This is a genomic window from Pelomicrobium sp. P1 (genome assembly GCF_052805615.1).
The window spans coordinates 113,258-122,185 of record NZ_JBRBEM010000012.1 but is presented as its reverse complement, the minus strand read 5'-3'; the positions used below and the strand labels follow the sequence as shown (position 1 = coordinate 122,185).

The following is an 8,928-nucleotide window of genomic DNA, read 5'->3' as shown; positions in this document are numbered from 1 at the left end:
GCAGGCCGAGGGCAAAACCACCATCCTCGAAATCCTGGTCTCGCGCGAGCTCGGCGACCCCTTCCGCCGCGACGCCCTCTCCAAGCCCAAACGGCTGCTGGAAAAGTACAAGGACTACGTGTGAGGCGCGGCGGCATCGGGATCCTCGTCAGTCGGCGTGGGCACGCTCGAATTCCAAAATCTGTTCGAAGCCCATCAGGCGGCTGAAGCGGTCGAAGTCGTAGAGATCCCCGGGCACGGGCTCGGACGAGCCCGTGTCCCGCAGGGCCTGGTAGGCTCGCTCCAGGGCCGCGCCGGGGGCGAGAAAGCCCGTGGCAGGAAAGATCGCGATAGAGAAACCCAGCTCCTGCAGGCGTTTCGCGCCCAGCAGCGGTGTACTGCTTTTTTCCACCATGTTGGCTACGAAGGGTAGTTGAAGGTCCGGCCGATGCGGGCTATCTCCTCCTCGCTCTCCGGGGATTCGATGAATAGGATGTCCGCACCCGCCCGGGCGTAGGCTTCGCCCCGACGCAGCGCCTCGCCGAGACCGATGAAGGTGCGCGCATCGGTCATGTAGAGGACATCGAATCCCATGAGGCGGCGATGCGCAGCGAAATCATGTCGAATACGCCAGGGGCGACGATGAAGCGGCGACGTCGCTGCCTCTGCTTGAGGCTTTGCGTCAATTCAATCAAGGGGCCACACGCCAGGTTTCGGCGGTTTTACAGCAATAAGTCCGCCTTAAATAGCATGCGAATTTACCCCCCGCTCTTACACGAAGCCCCCTTTTTGGAAGGCCACGGTCGCATCACTTCCTCCGTTCAGAGAATGACTTCTACCTCAGCAGGGCCGTCGCGCTCCAGCACGTTCACGGCCACGTCCGTGCCGTGACGCCGCAGCAGGATATGGAGCAGCGTGTCGCCGATGCGCAGGTTGCGCACCTGTACCCAGTCCAGAAAATCCGGCAGGCGCGGATGGCGCAACCGCACCGTCTTCAACGCCGCATCGAACTCGAGCCCTAAGCACGCCTGCAATAACGCAAACGGCGCCGCGGCCGCCCACGCCTGGGGTGCGCAGGCCACGGGGTACAGGGTGGGCCCCTTGTCCCGCTTGCGGCGGAAGCCGCAAAACAGCTCGGGCAGACGGCGCAGGTCCATGTGCGTGGCGGCGTCGAACAGGGCCGAGGCAAGCTTAAGCACCTTGTCCGTGTGGCCGTAGCGGGCAAGTCCCAGACCGATCAGTGCATTGTCATGGGGCCACACCGAACCGTTGTGATAGGAAGCGGGATTGAAGCGTGCCTGCCGTGCGCTCACGGTGCGAATCCCCCACCCGCTGAAGAAGTCGTTGCCGAACAGGGCCTCCGCTACCCGAGCCGCCCGCTCAGGGCGAGCGATGCCGCTGAAAAGGACCTGGCCGGCGTTAGACGTGCGCACGCGGCAGGGCTGCTTGTCGCCGTCCAAGGCCAACGCATAGAGCCCCAGCTCTTCGCACCAGAACCGCTCCTCGAAGCGCTCCCGCAGCACCCGCGCCTGCTCGTCGAGCCGCGCCGCGAGAACCGGCTCCCCCATATCCCGGGCCATACGGGCGGCGAGCCGGCGCGCAGCATAGACATATCCCTGCACCTCAGCGAGGGCGATGGGCGCTCGGGCGAGGCGTCCGTCGGCGTGGAAGACCGCATCCTCCGAATCCTTCCACCCTTGGTTGGCAAGGCCGCTGTCCCGCCTGCGCCCGTACTCGATAAAGCCGTCGCCGTCCCGATCTCCGTAGCGATCGATCCAGGCGAGTGCTGCCTTGACCTGGGGCCAGATCGCTTCCAGGGTATCCCGGTCGCCGCTGCGCTGCCAGTACAGCCCCGCCAGCACGACAAAGAGCGGCGTCGCATCCACGGACCCATAGTAGCGCCCGAACGGGATCTCGCCCAGCCGCGCGAGCTCGCACTGGCGCATCTCGTGCAGGATCTTGCCCGGCTCGGCGTCCGCATCCGGATTCTCGGCCGTGGCCTGGTGGGCCGCCAGGAAACGCAGCACACCGCGGGCGATCCAGGGGTCGACCCACAGCATCTCGATGGCGGTGATGATGCCATCGCGGCCGAACGCAGTGGAGAACCAGGGGATGCCGGCGTAAGGGTACGCTCCCTGGGGCGTGTCCGTCACCAGCATGGTGATGTCGGCCATGGAGCGGCATAGCACCTCGTTGTACACACTGTTGGAAGTTTCCACCGCTGCCGCGCGGGCGGCCGCACCCACGAGTGCCTTGCGGGCCTGGCGCATGGCGCTGAAAAAGCCCTCCTGCCGAGGCGGCGGCCGCTCGCCCACCAGGCACTGGACGGTCACAAACACGGGCCGGCGCTCCTTAGGCTCGAGGTCGAACACGAACTCGGCGCGCTCCGCCCTCAGCTGATCCGGCACCGGGTCAAGGCAAAGGCGTGTGCGGCGCGGCAGTCCATCCAGAGCGCTGTAGGAAAACGTCACGGTGCGGGAGTCCACCACTGCCGCCGTGACGCGTCCGCGCCGGCCGCGCCGGAAACCGCGCACCTCGAACAGGTCGGCGAAGTCGGCGTCGAAGTCCAGGGCCACGCGCACCCGCAGCCGCCGGTCACCGTAGTTGCGGATCACCAACATCTCGTAGCACGCCGACTCCCACAGGAACTTGGCTCTGGAGACGTGTATGGTGTCCTTGGGCAGTACCAGCACGCCGCCTTCGAACACGTCCGGATTGGTGAGATCCACGTTGAGCACGGCGTTGTTGTTCTGTACCGTGGAGGACAGCAGCAGCGGACGGCGCCCCTGGATGGTGAAAGCGAGCTTGGATAGATATCGCGTGTCCTGGTGGAAGATCCCTTCGGGGCTGTGCTCCGCCGCCACCAGGTCGCCGTAGTGGTCGAACATGGCGAACGTGTCGCCGTGCTTGAGCGTCCGTGGCCGCCGCTCAGCCAGCGAAGAGGTGGCCGGAATATAGAACTCCGGCGTGGGACCCTGGGCCAACGGTTGGCTTTGCGCTACGCTCACGGTCAGCTCCTGCTCAAGCGGCCCTCGTCGCGCGCTCGGCCGCCGCCAAGGCCCGATAGACGGAGAGATAATCGCGCGCCATGCGCTCCGCAGAGAAGCGCTCCTCGAAGCGGTGCCGCACGACCGCCCGGTCCAGCATGTGGACCCGCCGCACGGCATCCACCGCGGCCTCGATCGACTCCACGATGAATCCGGTCACGCCCGGCTCCACCACTTCCGGCACGGAGCCGCAGCGCCAGGCGATCACCGGCGTGCCGCAGGACATGGCCTCGATCATCACCAGCCCGAAGGGCTCCGGCCAGTCGATGGGGAAGAGAAGCCCCAGCGCGTTGCCCAGGAACTCGGACTTTTGCGCTTCATCGATCTCGCCGATGAACTCCACCTGCGGGTCGGCGAGCAAGGGCTTTATTCTTTCTTGAAAGTACGTCTCGTCCACCTTGTCCACCTTGGCGGCGATCATGAGCCGCACGCCCGCCCGGCGCGCGATCTCGATGGCGCGATCGGGGCGCTTCTCGGGCGAGATGCGCCCGAGGAACGCCAGATAGTCGCCCTTCGGCACCGGGTTGAAGCGGCACACGTCCCTGGGCAGCCCATGGTAGACCGTCCCCGCCCAGTGGACGGGCGGCATGGGCAGTCGCTGATGGTGGGAGATGGACACCAGCGGCATGTCGCAGAACTCCCGGTACACCGGATGGATGTCGGGGAGGTCCAGCCGCCCGTGCAGCGTGGTGACCGTCCTGCGGGCCATGTCCCGGAAGATCGGGAAATGGACGAAGTCGATGTGGAAGTGCAGGACATCAAATTCCCGGGCCCGCTGCCGAACCTGCTCGAGCTGCAAGACCATGTACGGCAGCGGCTCCTTGACCCGGGGATTAAGCCTCAGCGCCTCCGGCACGCAGGCCACGAGCCTTGCAGAGGTTGCCGAGTCGCCGCTCGCGAACAAGGTCACGTCATGGCCTTGGCGGACCAACTCCTCGGTCAGATAGTGCACGACGCGCTCGGTGCCTCCGTAGAGCCGGGGCGGAACGCTTTCGATCAAAGGGGCGATCTGCGCAATCCTCATGAAACGGACTCCTGCGGGAATCCAACGTCACAAAAGTGCTGCGAAATCGGCCTTCGATGCGGCGTTATGACGGGATGAGACTGACCTCCTTTTTTTGCTCGCCAGGCGCTCGCTGAACTGCTACTTCCCTGGTAGACGAAACTAATGCCGTTGAGCGCGCCATCGCCTTGCTGACCCGAAAGGCGTACGCCCCCGCCCTCTCCCGGGGGAGTGTCAGCGCGGGCATTCAGACGGCCATCTGGGGACCCGCTGCGGGGTCCAGCCTTGCATTGGGGTCGACGGCTGAAATTTTCAAGGGGGTGGATGATCGGGGGAAGTCCCCCCTGATCCCTGTCCCCCGTCAAAAGAGGTCGAGCTGAGAGCCTGCTCGGGGCGGCCGGAAGCAGCCGGTATCGAGAGGCGGCTGGGCCCGGTTAAAGCCCAGACGCTCGCACGCGAGCTGAAAACGCCTGGCGATCAGCTCGGCGAAGATGCCAGTGCCCCGATGGCGCGTGCCGAAGTCGGAGTCGTAGTCTCGCCCGCCCCGCATCTGGTGGATGAGGCTCATGACATGCTCGGCCTTCATCGGGTAATGGACTTCGAGCCACGCCTTGAAGAGGGGCGCCACTTCGTGGGGCAGCCGTAGCAGCACATAGCCCGCCAGGGTAGCTCCCGCCTCCCGGGCCCGCTCCAGCACCTCTTCCATGAACCGGTCGGTGAGAAACGGGATCACCGGCGCCACCATGACGCCCACAGGGATCCCGGCCGCAGCGAGGCGCCGGACCGCCTCCAGTCGCCGCATCGGGGCGGAGGTGCGGGGTTCCAGCCGCCGGGCGAGGGAGTTGTCCAGGTTGGTGACTGAGACGAACGCCCGGACCAGGTTCTTTTCCGCCATGGGCGCGAGGAGATCGATGTCCCGCTCGATCAAGGCGTTCTTGGTGATGATGCTGAAGGGGTGCTCGCACTCTGCGAGCACCTCCAGGATCGAGCGGGTGATCTTCAGCTCCCGCTCGACGGGCTGATAGGGATCCGTGTTCGCGCCTATGGAAATGACGTCGGGCCGGTAACCGGGCGCTGAAAGCTTACTGCGCAACAGCGCCGCCGCGTTCGCCTTGGCGAAGAGCTTGGTTTCGAAATCGAGGCCGGGCGACAGGCTCAGGTAGGCATGGGACGGGCGGGCATAGCAGTTGTGGCTGATCACGCCGTTGGCGACGAAATCCCCTGTGCCGGTCGTGATGTCGTACAGCTCCTGACGGCGTCCGAGCGGCTCGATCTCGACGATCTCGAGCCTGGCCTCAGATTTCAGGGCCTGAGCCTCGATGTTGCGCTTTCGCTCAATCGCAGGATCGAATACGTTGAAGAACAGAAGGTACTCGTGCAATCCACCTCGGATCCTGACGTGGCGCACCGGCTTTTCTGTATGTGGCCGTCGTATCTCGACGGTTGTATCGAAACCGAATCCCCGCAGGGCGTGCGTCAACACCTCGATCATCTGGAGATCGGTGTTCGATATCCTGATCACCCCGTCGCAGAACGACCCTTCGGCGTCGAACATTCCGGCGACGAACCCGCGCAGCCAGTCGCCCTCCACCGCATACGGCCATTGGATTAACCGGCCGATCGCCGCGACCGACGCGCTGGAGCTCGTTCGGATCGCCTCCATTCGCCGCCGGGCCGGCGTCTTAGGCTGGAACGTGAACCGGTCGGTGCCGATTCCGAACTCTGACAGGAAAGACGCGGCCCGTTCGAGTGCTTCCGAGTTCTCCATCGCAAGACGAAACCGGTGCAGAGCCGCACGGGTACGTCCCGATCGCGTATGGCGGAAGACCCCGAGGTGGCCGTCGCCTCGGATCAGCCCGCACAAATACCCGCGCCGATAGGCGACCGCATCGCGCAAAGGCAAGCACGAAGGTATCGTTCCGAAACCCATCAACGTGTTATTGAGCGTCAAGTAGGGACGCTGGTTTGGGCCAGCGTTTCTCGCCACGAACTTCCATCCGCGTTCGGTGAGGAAGCGGTGATCGCCGCTAGCCACCAGCTCGGCGCCATCGGCGAGACGGATTCGATAGGCCGGTTTGGCGGTTCGCCAATGAGCGAGAACCCGCGTCCTAACGTAGCGCCGGTCATGTCCGCGCTTTTTCGTGCCGTAGATCTCGTCGCCGGCCTCCAACTCAGCCAGCGGCTTGAAACTGCCGTCTCCCATGAGGATTTTGGTGTCGCCGGCCAGGCAGTACACACACCCATGCTCGCAGCCCTGGTACGGGTTGATGGAGCGGTCGAAGGGGATGTCGGGCGAGGCGTTGCGGGTAAGGATGCTCTTCGCCTGGACGAGCGTCACCTCGGTCTTGAGCGGGGGAAGCTCTTCCTCCTCGCTTGACCAGCCGTCGTCGAACGCCTCCCGTCCCCACCGCTCGAAGCGGCCCTGGAGATTACTGGGAGCACCGCGGCCTTTCCTAGGGACAATGGGTTTCATAGCCCGATCTGTTCATGCTTGACCTGGCGATCGAACTCCGCTCCATAAGGCGATGCCGCGTGTTCCTCGACCCGCGGGACAGCGAACAAACCGGGCCAAGCGCCCGCGCTGCTATTGTTGTCCAGCGGGCTGACCACCCCTCGCCCTCCCCGGCTCAGGACGTGCGTATAAATCATTGTCGTGGACACGTCCTTATGCCCGAGCAGCTCCTGCACCGTGCGGATATCGTACCCGGACTCCAATAGGTGCGTCGCGAACGAATGGCGCAAGGTGTGGGGGGTTACCGGCTTGGCGATTCCTGCGTCTCGGGCAGCCTTTCTGATCGCGCGCTGCAGCCGCTGCTCGTCCGCATGGTGACGGATAGACCTCACCGTGGCCCGCCTTGAGGTCTTCCTCGTGAAGCCGCTGGACCCGCGCCAAGTGCTCCGTAAGGGGAGCGACTAGCGTCGTCGGAAGTACCGTCACCCGATCCTTGGACCCTTTGCCCGAACGAATCACGATCTCCCACCGCGCGAAATCAACGTCCTTCACCCGCAAGCGCAGGCATTCCATGACCCGCATTCCGGTACCGTACATAAGCCACGCGGCCAAAGCTGCCACGCCCTCGAGCCTCGAGAGAACGGCATCCACTTCTTTTCGGGTCAGCACCACCGGCACACGCGCCGGACGCTTTGCGCTCGCCACGTTCTCGAGCCAAGGCAGCTCCTTGCCGAGAACCTCCTTGTACAGGAACAGCAACGCGCTTTTAGCCTGATTCTGGGTCGAGGCGGAGACACGTCCCTCCACGGTAAGATGGTTCAAAAAAGCCTCAACCTCCCGCGCTCCCATGGTCTCGGGGTGCCGCTTTCCGTGGAAATGGATGAACCGCTTCACCCAATGGACATACTGCTCTTCGGTCCGGATGCTATAGTGCTTGACGCGGATCCGGTTGTGCAGCCGATCCAGCAACTTGGGTTGTGCGGGTTCCATGCAAGCCTCGACGATGACGGGTTTGATTTTTGGCTCTAGGAGTCTATAAATCAAAGCAAGCTGTTGATTCTTTAATGCAGAAATACGGGTTACTGTATTAATATACACTTATCTGACGCTTTGTAAAGCGTCAGATAGGATCACTGCTGTCCAAAACAGCCGGATCTGGCTGGGCGGCCCCTTGATTTGATGCGGGTTTCGGACGGGTCATGACGGGAATTCAAGAGGGTGCCTCCTTGTGCTGTCCAGGATCAGGTAAAGGCCAGCGCCGCCTGGGGTTGTGTCATCGGGTCGGGTGGCGGGGCGAAGGGCTGATTCAGCCAGGCGTGCAGATCACGATGGGTGAACAGATTCATGCGCAGCAGCGCCACCAGATTGGACAGACTCCAGCCGAAGCGCGAGATCAGTTGCAGGTAGCGCAGGAGCAGCATGGCGATCAAGGCGGTCCAGATCTGGATCTTCACTGCGAAGGCCTCCGTGCCGACGAAGGTCTTGAGTCTCAGGTTCTGCTTGAGTGCCTTGAAGAACAGTTCCACCTGCCAGCGCTCTTTGTAGATGGCGGCCACCGTGGAAGCGCCCAAGCCATGATGATTGGTCAGGAACACCAGCCTCTCGCCGGTATCCTCGCGCACGACCTCCACCCGGCGCAGCAGGTGCGGGCACTTGTCCTGGGCGCCCATACCGGTCAGGCGGATGGTCTGATCCCTGAGGATGTTACGGTTCTTCGGGATGGCATGCTCCTCGACAACCTCGAACTGGGCGTTGTCCTTCATGCGCGTGACGAAGAACACGCCGGAGTCCGTCCAGTGGGCAAACAGCCGATAGTCGTTGTAGCCTTGGGTCTCGACCACGACGGTGCCGGCCGGGAAGGGAATGCGCCAGGCGACCTTGACGTCATGGACGTTGCCCTCGGTGATCACCCCGTAACAGGGCAGGTAGCCGTCATGGTCGAGCACCAGGTGCAGCTTCACCGCGCCCTTGGTGCGGCGGAATCTTGCCCAGTCGAACACCGACAGGCACAGATCGATCACCGTCGAGTCGAGGCTCACGAGCTTGTGCTTGAAGCGAAACTTTCTGGGCAAGCGGATACTGCCCGAGAGCCGCTCGAAGAGCCGGTAGAAGACTTGTTCGTACAACTGCCAGGGGCGGTGCGTGTTGGCGTAGGAAAGCGACGACCTCGCTGGCGCCTCGATGCCCAGGTGGGCAAGCTTGCCTTCGCAGCTCTTGAGGCCCCCTTCAATCTCCCGCAGCGAGTGGGCGCGGCCCAACTGACAGAACATCATGGCGACGAACTGGCTCCAGCTCGACAGGCCCTTCGCGGCGTATTCAGAGCCGGTCTCCTTGACCATGCGCTCGAACTCGATGCGCGGAATCAACTTGAGTATCTGGCTGAACATGCTGCATGATGCATTCACGACGGGCCTCCTTCGGTCGGGTGCGGGTGGGTTTGGCGATGC

5 protein-coding genes and 4 pseudogenes are annotated in these 8,928 nt (G+C 63.6%); all 9 read right to left on the bottom strand.

Annotation, left to right across the window (positions count from 1 at the left end; translation table 11 throughout):
* Nucleotides 1–148 precede the first annotated feature (148 nt).
* The 9 genes and pseudogenes from ACUVYZ_RS12820 to ACUVYZ_RS12780 all read right to left on the bottom strand — a co-directional run bounded on the left by ACUVYZ_RS12820 (nucleotide 149) and on the right by ACUVYZ_RS12780 (nucleotide 8,886).
* Nucleotides 149–394 carry a hypothetical protein gene (locus tag ACUVYZ_RS12820; RefSeq protein ID WP_439934729.1) on the bottom strand — a complete coding sequence of 82 codons (246 nt, stop codon included), beginning with the start codon at nucleotides 392–394 and terminating at the stop codon, nucleotides 149–151.
* Nucleotides 395–399: 5 nt separating this feature from the next.
* A complete protein-coding gene (locus ACUVYZ_RS12815; RefSeq protein WP_439934730.1) occupies nucleotides 400–573 on the bottom strand; it encodes an isocitrate lyase/phosphoenolpyruvate mutase family protein in 174 nt (57 codons plus the stop codon).
* 227 nt (nucleotides 574–800) lie between these two features.
* Nucleotides 801–2,987: an amylo-alpha-1,6-glucosidase gene (locus ACUVYZ_RS12810; RefSeq protein WP_439934731.1), complete on the bottom strand. Its 2,187-nt coding sequence runs from the start codon at nucleotides 2,985–2,987 to the stop codon at nucleotides 801–803.
* Nucleotides 2,988–3,000: 13 nt separating this feature from the next.
* Complete coding sequence (locus tag ACUVYZ_RS12805) at nucleotides 3,001–4,050, bottom strand: glycosyltransferase family 4 protein (RefSeq protein ID WP_147799728.1); 1,050 nt, start codon at nucleotides 4,048–4,050, stop codon at nucleotides 3,001–3,003.
* A gap of 340 nt (nucleotides 4,051–4,390) precedes the next feature.
* Nucleotides 4,391–5,215, bottom strand: a pseudogene (locus ACUVYZ_RS12800) (PA0069 family radical SAM protein); the annotation flags it as partial.
* Nucleotides 5,216–5,692, bottom strand: a pseudogene (locus tag ACUVYZ_RS12795) (LAGLIDADG family homing endonuclease); the annotation flags it as partial.
* A 354-nt stretch (nucleotides 5,693–6,046) separates the two neighbouring features.
* A pseudogene (locus ACUVYZ_RS12790) lies at nucleotides 6,047–6,502 on the bottom strand (hypothetical protein); the annotation flags it as partial.
* Nucleotides 6,499–7,471, bottom strand: a pseudogene (locus tag ACUVYZ_RS12785) (tyrosine-type recombinase/integrase). The pseudogenes ACUVYZ_RS12790 and ACUVYZ_RS12785, both read right to left, overlap by 4 nt.
* 251 nt (nucleotides 7,472–7,722) lie before the next feature.
* Nucleotides 7,723–8,886 carry an IS4 family transposase gene (locus ACUVYZ_RS12780; RefSeq protein ID WP_439934732.1) on the bottom strand — a complete coding sequence of 388 codons (1,164 nt, stop codon included), beginning with the start codon at nucleotides 8,884–8,886 and terminating at the stop codon, nucleotides 7,723–7,725.
* Nucleotides 8,887–8,928 lie beyond the last annotated feature (42 nt).

Excerpts from the sequence above, each read along its gene's own strand:
- ACUVYZ_RS12820 (WP_439934729.1), bottom strand. The coding sequence starts at position 394 with ATGGTGGAAAAAAGCAGTACACCGCTGCTGGGCGCGAAACGCCTGCAG.
- ACUVYZ_RS12815 (WP_439934730.1), bottom strand. The coding sequence starts at position 573 with ATGGGATTCGATGTCCTCTACATGACCGATGCGCGCACCTTCATCGGT.
- ACUVYZ_RS12805 (WP_147799728.1), bottom strand. The coding sequence starts at position 4,050 with ATGAGGATTGCGCAGATCGCCCCTTTGATCGAAAGCGTTCCGCCCCGG.